The sequence below is a fragment of the Microbispora sp. H10949 genome (assembly GCF_014161435.1).
GTDB classification, from domain to species: domain Bacteria; phylum Actinomycetota; class Actinomycetes; order Streptosporangiales; family Streptosporangiaceae; genus Microbispora; species Microbispora triticiradicis.
Genome location: NZ_JABBWZ010000013.1, coordinates 1 through 18,511 on the forward strand (window position 1 = coordinate 1; position 18,511 = coordinate 18,511).

An 18,511-nucleotide genomic window follows, 5' to 3' on the forward strand; every position below is an offset into this window, starting at 1 on the left:
CCGACGCTTCATCCTCTTTCCGCGCCACCGCGGCGTCCTCCAGGTCCAACGCTTCGGATGCCTGGATCACCGTACTCGTCACAGGTGTCTCCTTGATCAGGAGTTACACCGTTGTTCTTACAGTCCCCACCAGCCGACCACGTGTGGCGCGTCGTACGGGATGCGGGCGACCGACGCGCCGTCGGAGACATTCCAGATACAGATCTCGGCTTCGTTCCCGGGGCACCATGTGCTGAACCTGCGTCCGGAGGGGGAGTCGGCTCCCATTCCGTCGACGTTGGGTGTTCCCTTGCCGAGCAACCTTCTGATCGGGCGGCCGTCGGGGGAGTAGAGGTCGATCCTCTTGTCCGTCGAAGACGCCACCATCGTGCCCTTCCCCAGCCAGGTGTAGTGGGCGTCGGGATCGTCGATGGTGACGCTATGGGCCTTCAGACTCGCCACGTCGATGACCGTGAACCCAAGACTGCGCTCCTGGGATCCGTGTGACTCCCGGATCGTCATGAGGATCTTGCGTCCATCGGGCGACCAACTCGGCCACGACAGGCCGCGTGGGGCACGGACGGTCGAGACGAGACTCCCGGCGCCGGAGGCCAGATCGGTGATCCTCGTGGTGTCGCGACCGCTTGAGGGGAAAGACGCGCTCGCCGTGACCGCTGAACGTCCGTCAGGGGAGATGGCGCTGTCGCCGGAGATCTCTTTGGTCGAGGTCCCGTCCGGCGCGGTGCGCATCCGGATGAGCCCATCTTGGGGCACGTAGCCGATCAGGCGTACTGGATCATCTTGGTCCTCGTACACGACGATGCCCGACTTCGAAAGCCAGGCCGGCCGCAGACCTGGACTGGACGGCACCTGCTGCGCAGCGTTCTCCCGGTCTCCGTGGGAGCGGAGGTGGTCCGCGGCTCGACGCGCCAAGGCGAGCAGATCCACTGCGCCGGGGGCACCAGCCTGCTCCATGCTGAAAACGACGTTCCCGGCACGCACGACAACGGCCTTCGGATAGCCGGGAAAGACGATCGCCTGATCGCCCACCCCTCGCACCTGATAGTCGCTGTCGTCGACCTGCACGCTCGTCATGTACGCCTGCGCCTGTCGCTGGTCCGGAGCCACACGGGCGACGCGCGTGCGCACGATCTCGCCCTGATGCCCGGCATAGTCACAGGCATGGGGTGATGGCACAGTGACGTCGCCGATGTGCCTGTTCCTGGGAATCGCGGTGAGGTGCGCCTCAGGAAGCAGGGCGCAGGCGTCCGGCCATGCGGCCGGGCTCACCCCGGACAGTTCCGGCGGACCATCGCCCCCGGGGCTCCTCCTCAGCAGCGTCAGACGCCTGACCGGAGCCTGACCGGGGCGGGAGCGAGTCTGCGCGAGATAGAAGTCGCCACCGGCACCGGCGATCGTCCTGCCCCAGACCGGCACGGCGAGGGTCTCTCCCCGTCCGGTCTTCGGATCCACTTCATGCAGGAGATAGGTGATCTCGTCACGCATCAGCATGCCGTAGACGGAGCGGCCGTCGGTGAGCAGGCCTTGGTACCAGGACGGAAAGGATGGGGAATGACGCGCCAACCGCCAGTAGGAACGCGCCGTACGAACATCGACGGCCTCCAGCACAGCGTCGGGCCCCGCCTGATATGCCACCACCGCGCGGTCACCGACCCGCACGACGGGACAGGCCGGCCAGCACCCGCTCCGTGCGGCGATCTTGTGCCCTGCGGTGTCCAGCAGCACGACGGCGTGGTCGACGACGAGACCGATCAGGTCGTCGGCCAAGGACACATCCACATTCGATGCTCTCGTGACGAGGAGTGACCACACGTCCCGCCCCGTCGCTCCGTCCAGCATGCTGAGGCGATCGCGTCCAGGGCAGCTCCCGCTCAGAACGGGCTGTCCGTTCTCCATGCCGACGGAGTCGGTCTGGCAGTCCCTCACGCCGCGTCTCCAGACGGTATGGCCGTCGCGCAGGTCGAGGCCCACGAGCTCCTTACCGGACTCAGTGGCGGCGACGGCCACCCGATCCCGCTTGACGTCCCCTCGGTCTCCCTTCCACGCGCCTGCCATCCGCAGTCCGTCGCGCCGCCAGAGCTCGCGGCCCGTGTACACGCCGATCGCGATCAACGATGTGATGTCCTCGGTGGCTCCCGGACGGCTGTACTCGGCGACGAGGACGTCCCCGAGGCTCATCCAGTTGCCGACGACCAGGTCGTCGCGCGCGTAGCGCCATACCTGCGCACCGCTGAGCATGTCGACCGCGGTGAACCCGAGCCGGGTCGACAGGGCGAGACGCCCGCGCCACCTCGCTCCGACGGAGTCCGAGTCGGAGGGAAGCGGGATATCCACATGCCACACCTCGGCCAACCGGTTCCCGGTGGGAGCGCTCGCCGGTGAGGTGCTACCCGTCGGAAGCAGCAGCACGCTCAGGGCGGCCAGAAGGGCCAGCCGCGATGCGCGAATCAGCACGATTTGTTCCTTGAAGCCCGGTAGCTGTTGGTCAACCCCGGTTCGGTATAGCTGACCTTGTACTTCTTCGCCGGGCCGGTCACGCGGAAGGCATCGCCATTCGACTGCTTGGCGTAGCTCTCCTGCAGTTCGGAATTGTCGCCGTAGTCGTAAATGATTTCGACGTCGTACTCATAGGAGTGGTTGTGCGCCAGAGTGGACAACTGCACGGTCACCCGGTCGTTCGCGGCCAGCTCGATGCTCTTTCCGAGGAACGTTCCAGACCGGTTCTTCGTGCCGTACCCGGGGCGCAGGTGATCGAGATCGGCCTTGATGTCGTACGTTCCGGCGTCGCCCGCGGTCGGCACCTGAATGCAGGTGCCCTTGAAGACAGGCCCGGCGCTCAGAATGCGCGGCCGGACGTCGATGATCCGTACGCTTCGGTTGCGCAGGCCCTGAATCACCACGGTGATGTACTGATAACCGACCTGTGCGCCCTTGTGCCGTCGCACCAGATCATCCCATTGTTCCCGGGTCGCGCCCCGGAGCAGTAGAAACCGGTCCGAGCCCTTCAGTAAGGCGTCCTCGAACGCGCCGACATCGCCCTCCCAGGGGCGTGACGACGCGACCGCTCGTATGGGCTCTTCCTCTCTCCAGTCCTTCACTCCGTCTTCCGCCTGCAGATAGATATTGTTGACCACCACCGCGACCACTCCGGCGACCGCCGCCCCAAAAGTGGTGAGTGCCCAGATCAACGGCTTGGCGAACCATCGTGGCTTTTTCTCCGCCGGTGCGTCCGGCTCCTGCGTGGCCATGCCGGTCACCCCATCTCCCGCAACTTCTTCGCCAACCGGCGCCCAAGCCCGGAGACGTACTCCGCATGGCCTGGAACGTCGAGTCGCACTAGGACCGCACCGACCCTGAGATAGAGACGGTCGCTCGTCTGACTGTCCCTCACCGCTTCATCTCCGATTTTCTCCAGTGGAGGGCCCTCATCGTCGTGGAATGCCAGCAGGTCCCGGTGGGCCGCGTGCTTCGACGGAAAAATCCACAACACCGTGACGGCGATGAGCGGGTCGCTGCTCCGTGCCGGCTCCAGGTCACAGGCGGCAGGCGTTGTCAGTCCAAGCTCCGCGGGAGCGGCGACCGGTCGCGGGATGTAGCGGGCCCCGGGAATCACGGCTCCAATCTCCTCGGGCCCCAGCAGCGCGCAGGCGTCGGGCCACTGTGAGGCGGCCACGCCATCTCTGTAGAGCAGACCCGGGTCGGTGGAACTGACAGCATCGGTTCGATAAGCGCCCAGGGTGTAAGAGTCGTTTCTGTAGTCGGCACTGACGATCAGGAGCACGCCGCCGCCGCCCGTCACCAGCCAGGGCGTGTCGCCAGGGGCGGGACCGACGGTCAGCAGGCCGGCGTCGGGGCGAGCCCATCGGATGATCTCGACGGGTGTATCGGAGAACGTCTCCCGCACATAGATCTGCCCTTCCACCTCCACCAACTGACTGTCGGCACTGATCTTCATCGACCGTCGTGCCAGCGACTGCCTGCTGATCAAGTCAAGGCGTAGTTCATCGTCCAGAGCGCCTGGCCGGGTCACCGCGACGGCGTCGGCGCCAATCGTCACACCGCAGCCACATTCATCGTCCTGAGGATCCGGTGGATAGGCCAGGAGTTGGTGACCGGTGGCGTCGTACACGCTGATCCCGGCGGTTCCGTGGAGCGCGACCAGGCCGTCATGCACCTCGATTCCAATTCTTTTCGCCGGTGGCTGTGCTCTCTCCCAGAGTTGCCTGCCATCGGTCGTGGCGACGGCCCGCAGTCGTACTTCGCGGCCGCAGCGGACGACTACAGCGGCGATGCCGCCTTCCGCCGCACCCGAACCGAAGGAACAGTTCGGCGGTGACGAGATCCGCCACGCCGGCGCCCCATCGGCATCGCCAAGAGCCCACAACTCGCGGTGTCTCTGTCCGGCTACGACGATGCGCCCGTGTCCGGCGCCGAGAACCGTGGCATGAACCTGCTCGACAGAGCCGAGACGCATGGTCCACAGAAGCGCCCCGGTCTGAGGATTGACAATGACGGCCCTTCCTCCCGTCTTCTTTCCATCGGGCTCCGGGGCCACGAGCAAGAGATTTCTCGTCGGCAGAAGACGATAGGACCAGTCGACAAGCAGATCGGTCTGCGTGCGCCACCTGAGCCGTCCGCTGTACCAATCCCAGCCTTCGAGTACATTACCGGTTACTGTTACCACCGTATGGCCCGCGAGATGCGCTTCCGAGACCTCGCTCTCCGATGTCGTCTGCCAGACCGGACGGAGGAGGCCGGGGCGGATCGGTGTGAAGGCCGACTGATGTTCGGGCGTGAGATTAGGCTCGGACGCCGACACGAGACCGCAAAGAAGAACAACGAGAAGCGTCATAATGCCGACTCGTATGGCCATGCCCACCCTGCCTGATTGCTGTACGGCCATTGTTCACGATTCGAATATTCCCGCCACCGTTGTTACCGAAGTGGGATGCGAGCAGGGATGGCCGGTCGTGCGATCGGTATTCTCTTGCGAGGACATGGCCTTATACGGCTTATCTGCACGACCAAATCCGGTACCGGCGTCGCCGATTGTTCTGTAGACGTCTGCCGAGCACTGGCTGGTCAACGTTCCGGGCGGTGTCAGCAGAGCGCGAGGGCCGTGTGGATCAGGTGGAGGTGGGTGAACGCCTGAGGGAAGTTGCCGAGATGGCGCCCCTGGACGGGGTCGTACTCCTCGGGGAGCAGGCCCACGTCGTTGGTGAGGGCCAGCAACCGCTCGAACAGGTCCACGGCCTCGTCCTTGCGGCCGACGAGGTCGAGCGCTTCGGCCAGCCAGAAGCTGCAGGCGAGGAAGGCGCCCTCGGCTCCGGGCAGGCCGTCGATCTCGTTGCCCTCGGAGACCGGATAACGCAGCACGAAGCAGTCGGTCATCAGCTCACGTTCGATCGCGTCGATCGTGCCGACGACCCGGGGGTCCTCGGCGGGCAGGAAGCCGACGATCGGGATGAGGAGCAGCGCCGCGTCGAGTTCGCGAGACCCGTACGACTGGGTGAACGTGCCGCGTCCGGGATCGAAGCCCCTATCGCAGACCTCGGCGTGGATCCGGTCTCGCATGGCCCGCCAGCGCCTGAGGGGACCGGTGTGGCCCAGCTCCTCGATCGCCCGGACCTGCCGGTCGGCCGCCACCCACGCCATGACCTTGGAATGGACGAAGTGCCGCCGCGGGCCGCGGACCTCCCACAGGCCCTCGTCGGGCTGGGTCCAGCAGCGCTCCAGGAAGTCCATCAACCGGCAGACGATGGTCCAGGCGTAGTCGTGCGGCGGCATCCCCAGCTTGCGGGCCCGGTAGAAGCAGTTGAGGACCTCGCCGTAGACGTCGAGCTGAAGCTGGCCGGCCGCGCCGTTGCCGATCCGCACCGGCCGGGAGCCCTCGAACCCGGGAAGCCAGTCGAGCGTCTGCTCCGGCAGGCGCCGTTCGCCCGCCACGCCGTACATGATCTGGAGGTCCTCCGGGCGGCCCGCGATGGCGCGGAGCAGCCAGTCGAGCCAGGCGCCGGCCTCGGTGACGTATCCGGACTCGGTCAGGGCGTCGAGTGTCATCGCGGCGTCGCGCAGCCAGCAGAATCGGTAGTCCCAGTTGCGCACCCCGCCGAGATGCTCGGGCAGTGACGTGGTGGGAGCCGCCACGACGCCGCCGGTCGGGCTGTAGGTGAGCGCCTTGAGCGTGATGAGGGAGCGGATCACGGTGGCGCGGCAGCGGCCCGGGAGCCAGCAGCGGGAGGCCCACTCCTTCCAGAACCGGCTGGTCTCGACGAACTGCTCGCCGGGATCGATGATGCCGGGTTCCGGCTGGTGCGAGGGGTGCCACGTGAACACGAACGACCGGCGTTGCCCCGCGGCGATCGTGAAGACGCCGGTGTGCCGGCCGCCGCTGCCCTTCAGGTGGACGGGAGTGTCGATCCAGACGGAGTCGGGCCCGCCGATGGCGTGGAGGCGGCCGCCCAGGCGGCGGGCCCAGGGGACGATGCTGCCGTAGTCGAACCGGATGCTGATCTCCGTGGTCATGTGCACCGTCCCGGACACGCCCTCCACGATCCGGACCAGGGCGGGGTTGGCGTGCCGGGGAGGCATGAAGTCGATGACCTTGACGGTCCCCGTGGAGGTCTCCCACACGGTCTCGAGGATCAGCGTGTCGCCGGCGTACGCGCGCCGCGTCGCCATCTCGTGCCCGGTGGGGGCCAGCCGCCAGAACCCGTTGGACTCGTCACCGAGGAGCTTGGCGAAGCATGCGGGGGAGTCGAACCGGGGAAGGCAGAGCCAGTCGATCGATCCGTCGCGACCGACGAGAGCGGCCGACTGCGTGTCCCCGATGAGGGCGTAGTCCTCGATCCGCATGTGGACCACGCTACTCGCCGGGTGGCGCGTCACCCTCCGGGCGTGTCCTCGTCCTCGTGCGAGGGCCTGTGCCACCGGACGTCATGTCTTCGTGAACAGTGCGGGTCCGCGGCCCGGTTGCACGACGATCCCGTCGCGACGTCAACTGACTCATATGGGTGCCGGCCGGCCGGGGAGCACTGCCATGACCAAGGACATCACCTACCGCAGGATCTACGAGGAGTCCTCACCCGAGGACGGCAGAAGGGTGCTCGTCGACCGCGTCTGGCCTCGGGGGATGCGCAAGGCGGACGCGCATCTCGACGAGTGGCTGCGTGACGTCGCCCCCTCCGCCGAACTGCGCCGCTGGTACGGCCACGAGCCCGGCCGCTTCGCCGAGTTCCGCCGGCGCTACCTCGCCGAGCTGCGCGAGCCCGAACGGCGGCAGGCCGTGGACCATCTGCGGGACCTCGCCGGCCACGACAGGCTGACGCTGCTGACCGCCACCCGCGACGTCGAACACAGCCAGGCCGCCGTGCTCGCCGAGTGGCTGACCGACCCCGGGAGCTCCAGGGCCTGACGCGATCGCCCGGGAGCACGGCGTACCGGACCGGTGCCCGTGCCCTGTTAACCGCCACGACGCAAAAAATACCATCCGACAGGTATTTCGTGGCTGAGACGGCATGGCTCCTCCTTGTGCAAGTGAGGATGTCCCCCAGTTACACACTTCCGAGGCCAGTGGGGCATGTCAGGCCAGCGTAGGCCGCCTGCCGCTCCCGGGTGACGCCGTTCGCAAAGTTACATACCTACGCGAAGGTATGCGATAGTGAGCGAGAAACCACCGGTGACTCAGGGCACCAGTGTCAGCTCCCAAGTGGTGAACGACCGCGCACACCGCGCTCCGTCAGGCACGGCGCGCCCACATCCCCCGGCCAGACGAACCGCCGGCCAGCCCCCGGCGTCCGCCTGCCCGAAAACCCCCGATCACCCCACGGATCCCGAGCTTTCGAAGGAACCTGATGAAATTCGGAAACAATCTGCGGATCAAGACCGCCACCTCGTGGCTCCCGCCGGACCACGAGACCGTCGAGGACGCCGTCACGGCGGGCAAGCTGGCCGCCTCGGACGTCGAGCGGCTCGGACTCACCCAGCTGCCGGTCTCGGCCCAGTGGTCCGGCCCCGAGATGGCGGTGGCCGCCGCCCGCGACGCGATCAGCCGGGCGGGCTGGAGCCCGTCCAAGGTGGGCCTCGTGCTGCACACCTGGATCTACCACCAGGGACACGACATGTGGTCGCCACCGCACTATGTGGCGAACGAGCTGGGCACTCCCGACGCTCTGTCGTACGCCGTCCAGCAGGGCTGCAACGGCGGCGCGATGGCCCTCCAGGTGGCCGCGATGCACCTGGCCGCCGACCCCGGGCTCGGCGCCGCGCTCATCACCACCGGAGACCGCTTCCTGCCGCCCGGTTTCGACCGCTGGGCCTGCGACTACGGCTTGGGCTTCGGTGACGCGGGGTCCGCGGTGCTGCTGCACCACGGCGACGCGGGACCCGACGACTACGCGCTCGTGTCCATGGCCACCGAGACCGCCGCCGAACTCGAGCTGATGCTCCGGCACGGCGACGACTTCAGCCCCACGCCCTTGTGGCACAACGAGTACATCGACCTGCGCCGTCCGAAGAAGTCCTATATGGCGGTGCACGGCAAGGAGAAGTTCACCGAGATCGCCAGCCGGTCGATCCGCAAGGTGATCGTGGACAGCGTGCACGACGCGGGGCTGCGGCTCGACGATCCCCGGATCAAGTACATCGCGCTGCCGAGGCTCGGAACGGGCCTGCTGGACGGCATCTACATGCCGGTGCTGGACGAGGTGCTGAAGGCCGAGGCGCTGTGGTTCGGCGCGGTGACCGGCCACATGGGCTGCGGGGACTTCCTCGCGAACCTGGCCGACCTGCGGGACCAGATGCCGCTCGAGCCGGGCGACTTCGCGCTGGTGATCAGCGGCGGGGCGGCCTGGACCTGGGCCTGCGCCGTGGTGCAGGTGCCGGAGGAGCGGATACCGGAAGGGGACGTCTGATGGCTCTGGGGCTCCTCGGCCTGGGCGGTCATGTTCCGCCGGTGGTCGTCGCCAACGCGCAGGTCGCCGAGTGGGCCGGCGTGGACGAGAACTGGATCGTCGAGCGGACCGGCATTCTGGAACGCAGGTACCGCGAGCCGGGCACCGCCACCTCCGACCTCGCGTTGAACGCCGCCCGTGAGGCGCTGGCCGTACGGCCCGGGGCGGCGGATCGGCTCGGGCTGATCATCGTGGGCACTTCGACGCCCGACCAGCCGCAGCCCTCCACCGGAGCGATTCTGCAGGACAAGCTCGGGCTGTCCGGTTTCCCGGCGTTCGACGTCAACGCGGTGTGCTCCGGCTTCCTCTACGCACTGGCGGTCGCCGACTCGATGATGTCGGCGCGGCTGTCCGGGCAGGGCGGCGAGTACGCCCTGGTGGTCGGCGCGGACGTCTACTCCTCGCTGATGGACCCCGCCGACCGGCGCACCGTCAGCCTGTTCGGCGACGGGGCCGGGGCGGTGCTGCTCGGTTCCGTGCCCGAGGGGTACGGCGTCCTGGACTGGCGGCTGGTCACCCACGGCGAGTACCGCGATCTGGTCGAGGTGGCCGCCGGCGGCACCCGCCGGCCGCTGGACGCTCAGGCCCGGGAGGCGGGGGAGCACCTGTTCCGGATGAAGGGCCGTCCTGTACGCGAGTACGCGATGCGCACCCTTCCCAAGGTGATCGGCGAGGCGCTCGACTCGGCCGGGCTGCGGCTGGAGGACGTGGACCGACTCATCCTGCACCAGGCCAACACCCGCATGGTCGAGGAGTGCTACCGCGAGCTGGGCGTCGACCCCTCCCGGGTACCGCTCACCGCACCGCGGTTCGGCAACACCGCCGCGGCCTCCATCCCGCTCACCCTCCGCACGGAGCACGAACGCCGTCCCTTCCGGCGCGGCGAGCTCCTGGTGCTGGCCGGTGTGGGCGGCGGCATGACCGCTGGAGCCGTCGTCGTCCGCTGGTACTGAGCCCGCCGGACCTCCGCCGGAAACCGGGCAAGCGCTGCGAAAAGGAGAGAGATATGCCGATGGCGACCGCGGCGGGGCACCGCTGCTACGAGCTGTGGGATCCGATGCCCGACGAGGTGCGGGAGGGCGCCAGGCGGTTCGCCGCCGTACAGGCGCTCAACGAGCTGGTGGGCGTGCTGCAGTACGTCGAGTGGCTGGACCGCGCCCCCAGCCACACCAGGCGGCAGATGCTCATGGCCAAGATCCAGGACGAGGTCGGTCACGGGCACGTGGTCGCACGCGTCGCCGAGGACCTGGGCATGCCGCGTGAGCGGATCCTCCTCGACTACCTGGAGGGTCGTACGCGGATCCACAACATCTTCCATTACTCCTTCGCGACCTGGGAGGAGGTCGGCCCCGGGCTGCTCCTGACGAACTCGGCCGCGATCACGCAGTTCCAGTCCCTGGCGAAGGGCGTGTACCTGCCGTACGCCCGGGCGCTGCGCAAGGTCGAGCGCGAGGAGTCCTTCCACTACCAGCACGCCCTGGACCTGACCCACGAGATCCTGACGCACGGTGACGCCGAGCAGCGCCGCCGGGTGCAGGAGGGGTTCGAGCTGTGGCTGCCGCGGATCCTGGCCTACCTCGGGCCGCCCGACACCGACACCCTGCACACCAACCGGATGTGGCAGGTCGGCCTCAAGCCGGACGGCAACGACGAGGTACGCCAGGCCTGGCTTAACAAGATCATCCCGGTGGTCCGGAAGCTCGGTCTGCACGTGGACCCATCGTTGGTCCGTCAGGCGCCCTCGGGCCAGTGGGAGTTCGAGATGCCCGACTGGGCCCAGGTGAAGAAGGTCATCGCGAACGGCGGGCCGTCGTCGCAGCGGCGGCTGGACTGGGTGCGCAGCGCCCTGGAGCGCAACGCGCCGTACCGGCGCGCGCTGCAGGGGGTGGCGTGAATGCCGCACATCCCGACCGACTCCGACGTCTACGAGGTGTTCGCGCAGAGCGGCCACGGCACGGCTCTCAACCATGTCGGCTCCATCGTCTCGCCGCGCCCGGACGCCGCCTGGCACCTGGCCAAGGAGACCTACGGGCGCCGCGACGACCTCGTCAAACTCTGGGTGGTCCGCCGCACCGACATGATCGTCTCCAGCGCGGGCGACCGCGACCTGCTCGCCGCCAAAACCCGGATGCCGTACCGCCAGCCCGGCTTCCCCACCGCACGCCGCCGCGACCGCTCCGCCGCCCCACCTGCCGCCGCCGCCCCGCCGGAACGCCGCGACAGCGGTCTGACCGAGCGCCGCGACGACGCACGCGAGCCCGGGCTCACCGACCTGTGGCTGGCGCTCGCCGACGACCTGTTCGTCCTGGGCAACCGGCTGGGCGAACGCATCGTCGACTACATCGACCTGGAGGAGGCGCTGGCGGTCGGCTCCATCGGGCAGGAGGCGCTGGCGCACGCCGGGACGATCCTGGTGCTGTGCGGCTTCGACCAGCCTGCTGTGGATGCCCGGTTCTTCGACCGGGCGCAGGCGCAGTGGCAGGTGTCGCGCGTCGTCGAGCGGCTCACCGACTGGCCGTCCCTGGTGGCCGGCGGCCTTGTGATCGCCGCGGCCGTCACCGTACTCGCCGAGCAGACCGCGGAGGCCGAGCCCGGCGCGGAGTGGCTGCCCGCGATCAGCGCCATTCGCGATGAGCAACTGGTCCACCTGGACCACTGGCGGCGGTGGGCGCGGGCGCTGGCCGCCTGGCCCGAGACCCGGACGGAGTTCGCGCGTGCCTACGCCGAAGTGACCGAGCGCGCCGGCGACATGTTCGGTGCCCGGCCGCAGTCGCAGGGACAGGGAGCTCCGGCGGCCGCGCCGCCCGCCGGTCCGGCTCTGGCCGTGACACTGCACGAGCGTCTCGCCGCGCTGGTCGGCGACAACGGCGGACCCGGATCGCGCCTGCCGGACGGCCCGCGGACGCGGACCTGGGGCGTGGGCGGGAGCGCACTGGCCGACTCCCTTTCCCGTGGTCGCGCGATCCGTGACCACTACGCCCCGGGGGTGTTCAGTTGAACGCCGACCAGCTCGCCGACGTGGTCGCCGGCGTGAGCGATCCGGAGATCGACGTGGGCCTGCGCGACCTCGGAGTGCTGCGCTCGGTGTCGCTGACCGACGGCCGGATCCGCGTCCACCTGACCCCCACCCGGCTCAGCTGTCCCGCCGTCGGTGAGATCGCCCGGCGGGTGCGGGCCGCGCTCGCCGAGGCGGCACCGGGGCACGGGATCGAGGTCGTGTGGGAGCGCGGCGCGTGGCAGCCCGCGGCGGTGACCGTCGCCGGCCGGGACGCGCTGCGCAGGGGCGGCTATCGCGTGGCGGGCACCGCTCCCAGGTGCCCCTACTGCGACAGCGAGGACGTCGAGCAGGCCGGCCGCTTCGGCGGAGCGGTGTGCAAGGTCCCCTACGACTGCCGCGGCTGCGGCTCGACCTTCGATGTGATCGGCACGGCCGGCTGCAACGCCATGCTCCCCACCCCCGTGAGAGGAGGGTCACGATGAGACTCAGCGGAAAGACCGCCGTGATAACCGGGGGCTCCCGGGGCCTCGGCCGGGCGATCGCGGAACGCTACCTGCAGGAGGGCGCGCGGGTGGTCTGCGCCGCCCGCAACCCCTATGACATCAAGGAGGTCCTCGACCTCGCACCCGGCCGCTGCGCCTACGTCCCCGTGGACGTCACCAGCGACGAGTCTGTCGCCGCGCTGATGGACGAGACCGTCGAACGCTTCGGCGGCATCGACATCCTGGTGGCCAACGCCGGCGTGAGCCGGGACGGGCGGGTGGACCGGCTGCCGGTGGCCGACTGGCAGGACATGGTGACCACCAACCTGACCGGGGTCTTCCTCTGCACCAGGGCCGCCGTCCCCCACCTGGAGCGCAGCGGCGCCGGCCGGATCGTCAACGTCTCGTCCAGCATGGCGACCCGGGTCGCGATCGGCGCCGCCGGATACTGCGCCACCAAAGCCGCGGTGGAGATGTTCACCAGGGTCAGCGCGATCGAGCTCGCCCCACGCGGCATCCTCGTCAACTCCCTGGCCCCGGGAATCCTCGACGAGGGGATGGGCCAGCAGCTCACCGGCAACGACCGGATCTGGTCGCGCTACAAGACCAGGCTGGCGCTCGGCCGGCCCGGCCACGCGGACGAAGCCGCCGACGCGGCGGTCTTCCTGGCCGGACCCGAGTCCTGCTACGTCAACGGCCACGTGCTGGAAGTGAACGGAGGCCTGCTGTGGTCATGACGTTGACTCCCGAGGTCGAGCACCCCGCCGTGCGGCTGGACGTCGACGGCGCGGTGGGCGTCATCCGTCTCGACCGGCCGCCGCTCAACGTGCTCGACCGTGCGGCGCAGGCCGCGTTGCGCCTCGCCGCCGAGCGGGCCGCGACCGACGAGCGGGTCCGCGCGGTGGTCGTGTACGGCGGGCCCACGGTCTTCTCGGCGGGCGCCGACATCAAGGAGATGGCCGCGATGACGCACGCCGAGATGGTCGGGCACGCGGCGGTGCTCCAGGCGGCCTTCGACGCGGTCGCCGCCATCCCCAAACCGGTGGTGGCCGCGATCAACGGGCCCGCTCTCGGCGGCGGCTGCGAGCTGGCCCTGACCGCCGACGCGCGCATCTGCGGCAGCGAGGCGCGGCTCGGGCTCCCCGAAGTCCTGCTCGGCGTCATCCCTGGAGCGGGCGGCACCCAGCGGCTGCCCCGGCTGATCGGTCCGGCGAGGGCCAAGGAGCTGATCTTCAGCGGGCGCCAGGTGGGCGCGAAGGAGGCGCTGGAGATCGGCCTGGTGGACCAGGTCGTGCCGACCGACCAGGTACTGGACAGCGCACTGCGCTGGGCGCGGCGCTTCGAGACGGGCCCGGCGCTGGCCCTCCACGCGGCGAAGACCGCCATAGACGCGGGCCTGGCGACCGATCTGGCCGCCGGGCTCGCCATCGAACGGTCGGTGTTCGCCGGACTGTTCGGCACCCAGGACCGTACGAGCGGCATGCAGGGGTTCATCACCGAAGGCCCTGGCCGCGCACGCTTCACCGGGAGGTAGTCACCATGAATCCAGCGACCGTCGAGTTCCAACGCGCCCGCGACCACCTGCTGTCCTCCTACGGGGACCTGCCGCGCGCCCGGGCCTTCCCCAGGCCCGAGGTGGGACAGGATTTCAGCTGGGTCGCGGACTGGTTCGATGTGATCGCCCAGGGGAACGACGCCATCGCGCTGCGCGTGGTCGACCTCGACCAGCGGGGAGAGGTCGTCGCCGACACCGCGCTGAGTTTCGCCGAGCTGGCCGAGCGCTCCCAGCGGGTCGCCCGGTGGCTGCGGGCGGCCGGCGTACGGCGGGGTGACCGCATGCTGCTGATGCTCCCCAACCGGGTGGAACTGTGGGAGTGCCTGCTGGCCGCGTTCCGTCTGGGCTGCGCCGTGATCCCCGCGTCCGTCCAGCTCACGCCCGACGACCTGGCCGACCGGCTGGAACGCGGTGGCGTGGGGCACGTCGTCGCCGAGGCCGGTCTCACCCCCAAGCTGGCACGTCTGAGCGGCGGACGCACGTGCATCGCCGTCGGCGGGCCGGTGCCGGGCTGGCTGGGCTACCAGGGGGCCTATGCCGCCGAGCCGCTCCGGGAGGCGGTGCGGACCCGGCCCGAGGAGCCGTCGCTCATCTACTTCACCTCGGGTTCGACCAACCGTCCCAAGCTGGTCGGGCACACGAGCGTGAGCTATCCGATCGGCCACCTGTCCACCATGTACTGGATCGGCATCCGGCCGGGCGACGTGCACCTCAACATCTCCTCGCCCGGGTGGGGAAAGCACGCCTGGAGCAACCTGTTCGCCCCCTGGAACGCGCAGGCGACGGTCATGGTCGTGAACCAGCCGAGGTTCGCCGCGCGTCCGCTGCTCGAAATGATGTCGCGCTACGCCGTGACCACCTTCTGCGCGCCGCCCACCGTCTGGCGAAGCCTGCTCCAGGAGGACCTCACGCAGTGGCCGATCTCGCTGCGCGAGGCGGTGGCCGCCGGGGAACCGCTGAACGGGGAGGTGGTGCGCCGCGTCCGCGAGGCGTGGGGGGTGACGGTACGGGACGGCTACGGGCAGACCGAGACCACCGCCCAGATCGGGACTCCGCCGGGCATGGAGAGCGTCGACGGGGCGCTGGGCTGGGCGCTGCCGGGCTACGAGGTGGCGCTGCTGGACCCGACCACCGGCGTTCCCATCCCGGACGGCCCCGGAGAGGGCGAGATCTGCCTGCCGCTGGCCAGCCGCCCGCTCGGCCTGATGAGCGGATATCTGGGCAACTCCGAGGCGACCGCATACTGCACGCGCGGCGGCTACTACCACACCGGCGACATCGCCACCCGGGACGCCGACGGCCTCTTCCGCTACACCGGGCGGGGCGACGACCTCTTCAAGGCGTCCGACTACCGGATCTCCCCCTTCGAGCTGGAGAGCGTGCTGCTGCGGCATCCGGCCGTCGCCGACGCCGCCGTGGTGCCCTCACCCGAACCGCTGCGACTGGCCGTGCCCAAGGCGTACGTGGCGCTCGCCGCCGGCTACCGGCCGGAGGCCGAGACCGCACAGCTCATCCTCGCCCACGCCCGCGACCAGCTCGCGCCCTACAAGCGGATCCGCCGCATCGAGTTCGCCGAACTGCCCAAGACCGTCACCGGCAAGATCCAGCGCACCGAGCTGCGGCGGCGGGAGGAACAGCGGAGTTCGCGGTCGGCGCAGGAGTGGTGGGAGGAGGACTTCCAGAACTAGGTCGTGTCTGACGCTCCCAGCCCCCCGCGACGTGAGCGGGCTGTGCGACGGGCGCGCGTTCCCCCGCACAGCTCGCCCGCCCGGGCCGACTACTCCCCGGAGACGAAATGAATGCCGTCATCATAAGCAGGGGTCAACGCAGACGAGCCGTGTTGAGCAGCCTCATCGGGAACAGCATCGAATGCTATGAGTTCCTCGTCTACGGCACGTTCTCGACGCTCTACTTCAACAAACTGTTCTTCCCTTCGTTCGACCCCGCCACCGGCACCCTGCTGTCCCTGTCGACGTTCGCGGTCGCCTTCGCGGGACGGCCGCTCGGTGCCTTCGTGTTCGGGCACTTCGGAGATCGGATCGGACGCAAGGCGACGCTGGTCACCACGCTTGTCATGATGGGCGGCGCGACGGTCCTGATCGGCCTGCTGCCCACCTACGCCACCATCGGCGTCGCCGCCCCGATATTGCTGAGCGTCCTCCGGTTCATCCAGGGATGCTCCCTCGGCGGAGAGTCGAGCGGCGGGTTCCTGATGGCGCTGGAGAGCGCTCAGCCGAACAGGCGGGGCTTCCTCACCGCCGTCGTCGGCACCGGCAACGCCTGGGGACTGCTGCTGGCCAACGGCGCGCTCCTCCTCGTCACCGCGTTGCCGGACCGGCAGGTGCTGTCATGGGGATGGCGACTGCCGTTCATCTTCAGCGCCGTGCTCGTGGGTGTCGCCCTTCACGTCCGGACGCGGCTCGCGGAAACCCCCGAGTTCGAGCGGTCGAAGGCCGAGGGCGCCGTCAGGAACCGGCCGGCGATCGACGTTCTGTCACGGTACGGTCTGATCACTCTGGGCGCGTCGCTGTCGATGCTTCCCATGTTCCTGGTGTTCTACCTCGGGTCGGTGTTCTCGCTCAAATACGGCGCGGCCATCGGTGCGGGCCGGCCCGTCATGCTGGTGCTGCTCGTCGCGTCGTGCGTCTTCCTGATCGTCGCCATGCCGTTCTTCGGCTGGCTCAGTGATCTCTTCAACCGCAAGGCGGTCTTCGTCGGCGGCGTCGTCGCCATGACGGTGGCGCCGTTCGCCTGGTTCCCCTTGCTGGACACCAGGTCCTTCCCTCTGATGGCTCTCGGTTTCCTGCTGCTGTTCACCGGGTTCGCCGCGAGCTACGGCGTGCAGGGGGCGTTCTGCGCCCGGCTGTTCCCCACGGTCGTGCGGTATTCCGGCATGTCCATCAGCTACAACGTGGGCGGGCTGCTCGGCGGCGCCGTCAGCCCGATCATCGCCGCGGCGCTGCTCGACAGGTTCCACAGCTGGACGCCGATCGCCGTCTACATGGCAGCCGCCGGCGTGATCGCTCTGGCCGCTTCGGCGTTCCTGCGGGAACGCTCCGGCAGCACGGCCGTACGGCGTGCCGCCGTACCACCACCTGCGACCGCCACGTCCCCCGGCCTCACGACCGCCAGAAGCTGATTCCACGCCTCAGGCGGAACCGGTGGAGGTCTCCGTGCAATCTCCAGCGAGGGAGTACCGCATGTCGTCCTTGTCCGCTCCCAGATGTCCCGTTCTCGATCCCACAGGCGCTTCGGTGCACGCCGAGGCCGCCGCGTTACGCGCCGAAGGGCCGGCGGTGCTGGTGGAGCTTCCCGGCCCCGTCCGCGCCTGGGCGATCACCCGGCACAGCGTCATCCAGGCGCTCACGAACGACCCGCGCGTCTCGCGCGACTCCCGCCGGCACTGGCCCGGCTTGGCCGACGTGCCCGAGGGCTGGTCGCTCGCCGCGCTCACCATGCAGGAGAGCTTCTTCAACTTCTACGGAGAGGAGCACCGCAGGTCCCGGCGCCGCGTCGCCCCCTCGTTCTCGCCGCGGCAGGTCGAACGGATGCGCCCGCGGGTCCAGGCGACCGCGGACCGCCTGGTCAAGGCGCTGGCCGCGCTGCCCCCCGGGGCCACCGCCGACGTGCGCCACGCCCTGGCGCTGCCGCTGACCATCACCGTCATCTGCGACCTGTTCGGCGTCCCCGAACACATGCGCGCGGGGATCGGCAGCGGAATCGACGGGGCGCTGAACTCCTCGCTCGACGCGGAAGAGGCGGTGGCCGCCCACACCGCGCTGTACGACCGGCTCGGCGAGCTGCTGCGGTACAAGAGGGAGCATCCAGCCGACGATCTGACCAGCGACCTGCTCCTGCCGGCCGAGCCCGGCGCGGAGCCGATGTCCGAGGCCGAGCTGCTCGGCACCCTCTTCCTCATGATCGGCGCGGGTCACGAGACCACCGTCAACCTCATCACCAGCGCCGTCCAGGCACTGCTCACCCATCCCGAGTACCTCACCCGGATCCACGAGGGCGCCATCGGCTGGCAGGACGTCATCGAGGAGACGCTGCGCATCGAGGGGCCGGTCATGCACATGCCCATGCGCTCCGCGCTGGAGGACATCGACCTCGGTGAGGGCGTCGTCATCCGCAAGGGCGACGCGATCACCATCGGCTTCGCCGCCGCCGGCCGCGACCCGGAGCTTCACCCGCACTGCCCGGAACGCTTCGACCCCACACGGGACGGCAAGGAACACCTCGCGTTCGGCCACGGCCCCCACTTCTGCCTCGGCGCGCACCTCGCCCGCCTGGAAGCGGAGGTCGCCCTGACCACGCTGTTCAACGAGCTGCCCGATCTCACCCTCGCCCACCCCGGAGAGCAGCCCGCCCGCCTGACCTCGTTCATGATCAACGGCCCCGTGGGCCTGGAGGTCGTCCCCCACCCCGCGTGACCGCACGGACTCCGGCCGCCGGAGGCGCACCGCGCCTCCGGCGGCACAGTCATGCCGTCGGCCGGCCGGTCCGAGGACGTCCCCGGCCTCAC

General features: G+C 69.4%; 15 protein-coding genes. 11 read left to right on the plus strand and 4 right to left on the minus strand.

Annotation, left to right across the window (positions count from 1 at the left end; translation table 11 throughout):
* Positions 1 to 117 precede the first annotated feature (117 nt).
* The 4 genes from HHX40_RS29610 to HHX40_RS29625 form a co-directional block, all read right to left on the minus strand.
* On the minus strand, positions 118 to 2,454 hold the full coding sequence (locus HHX40_RS29610; RefSeq protein WP_182883217.1) for a PQQ-binding-like beta-propeller repeat protein: 2,337 nt from the start codon (positions 2,452 to 2,454) through the stop codon (positions 118 to 120).
* Complete coding sequence (locus HHX40_RS29615) at positions 2,448 to 3,248, minus strand: hypothetical protein (protein WP_182883218.1); 801 nt, start codon at positions 3,246 to 3,248, stop codon at positions 2,448 to 2,450. The genes HHX40_RS29610 and HHX40_RS29615 overlap by 7 nt, the downstream gene beginning before the upstream one ends.
* A gap of 5 nt (positions 3,249 to 3,253) precedes the next feature.
* Positions 3,254 to 4,903: a PQQ-binding-like beta-propeller repeat protein gene (locus tag HHX40_RS29620; RefSeq protein ID WP_182883219.1), complete on the minus strand. Its 1,650-nt coding sequence runs from the start codon at positions 4,901 to 4,903 to the stop codon at positions 3,254 to 3,256.
* 197 nt (positions 4,904 to 5,100) lie between these two features.
* On the minus strand, positions 5,101 to 6,855 hold the full coding sequence (locus HHX40_RS29625; protein ID WP_182883220.1) for a glycoside hydrolase family 15 protein: 1,755 nt from the start codon (positions 6,853 to 6,855) through the stop codon (positions 5,101 to 5,103).
* Positions 6,856 to 7,039: 184 nt separating this feature from the next.
* On the opposite strand from HHX40_RS29625, the gene HHX40_RS29630 reads away from it, so the two are divergent.
* The 11 genes from HHX40_RS29630 to HHX40_RS29680 all read left to right on the plus strand — a co-directional run bounded on the left by HHX40_RS29630 (position 7,040) and on the right by HHX40_RS29680 (position 18,419).
* Positions 7,040 to 7,414, plus strand: coding sequence for a DUF488 domain-containing protein (locus tag HHX40_RS29630; protein ID WP_182883221.1), 375 nt, complete (start codon positions 7,040 to 7,042; stop codon positions 7,412 to 7,414).
* A 439-nt stretch (positions 7,415 to 7,853) separates the two neighbouring features.
* Entirely contained in the window at positions 7,854 to 8,912 is a 1,059-nt protein-coding gene (locus HHX40_RS29635; RefSeq protein ID WP_182875537.1) for a ketoacyl-ACP synthase III family protein, read from the plus strand.
* Entirely contained in the window at positions 8,912 to 9,904 is a 993-nt protein-coding gene (locus HHX40_RS29640) for a 3-oxoacyl-ACP synthase III family protein (RefSeq protein ID WP_182883222.1), read from the plus strand. The genes HHX40_RS29635 and HHX40_RS29640 overlap by 1 nt, the downstream gene beginning before the upstream one ends.
* A 53-nt stretch (positions 9,905 to 9,957) precedes the next feature.
* Positions 9,958 to 10,845, plus strand: coding sequence for a Phenylacetic acid catabolic protein (locus tag HHX40_RS29645; RefSeq protein WP_182883223.1), 888 nt, complete (start codon positions 9,958 to 9,960; stop codon positions 10,843 to 10,845).
* Entirely contained in the window at positions 10,846 to 11,949 is a 1,104-nt protein-coding gene (locus HHX40_RS29650) for a Phenylacetic acid catabolic protein (RefSeq protein ID WP_182883224.1), read from the plus strand.
* The gene (locus HHX40_RS29655; RefSeq protein WP_182883225.1) at positions 11,946 to 12,431 is read left to right on the plus strand and encodes an iron-sulfur cluster assembly protein; all 486 of its coding nucleotides are present in this window, start codon (positions 11,946 to 11,948) and stop codon (positions 12,429 to 12,431) included. Before HHX40_RS29650 ends, HHX40_RS29655 begins: the two co-directional genes overlap by 4 nt.
* Positions 12,428 to 13,168, plus strand: coding sequence for an SDR family NAD(P)-dependent oxidoreductase (locus tag HHX40_RS29660; protein ID WP_111701112.1), 741 nt, complete (start codon positions 12,428 to 12,430; stop codon positions 13,166 to 13,168). Before HHX40_RS29655 ends, HHX40_RS29660 begins: the two co-directional genes overlap by 4 nt.
* Positions 13,165 to 13,965 carry an enoyl-CoA hydratase/isomerase family protein gene (locus HHX40_RS29665; RefSeq protein ID WP_182883226.1) on the plus strand — a complete coding sequence of 267 codons (801 nt, stop codon included), beginning with the start codon at positions 13,165 to 13,167 and terminating at the stop codon, positions 13,963 to 13,965. Before HHX40_RS29660 ends, HHX40_RS29665 begins: the two co-directional genes overlap by 4 nt.
* A gap of 5 nt (positions 13,966 to 13,970) precedes the next feature.
* A complete protein-coding gene (locus HHX40_RS29670; RefSeq protein ID WP_182883227.1) occupies positions 13,971 to 15,674 on the plus strand; it encodes an AMP-binding protein in 1,704 nt (567 codons plus the stop codon).
* A gap of 152 nt (positions 15,675 to 15,826) precedes the next feature.
* The gene (locus HHX40_RS29675; RefSeq protein ID WP_182883228.1) at positions 15,827 to 17,125 is read left to right on the plus strand and encodes an MFS transporter; all 1,299 of its coding nucleotides are present in this window, start codon (positions 15,827 to 15,829) and stop codon (positions 17,123 to 17,125) included.
* Positions 17,126 to 17,186: 61 nt separating this feature from the next.
* Entirely contained in the window at positions 17,187 to 18,419 is a 1,233-nt protein-coding gene (locus tag HHX40_RS29680) for a cytochrome P450 family protein (protein ID WP_111701115.1), read from the plus strand.
* Positions 18,420 to 18,511 lie beyond the last annotated feature (92 nt).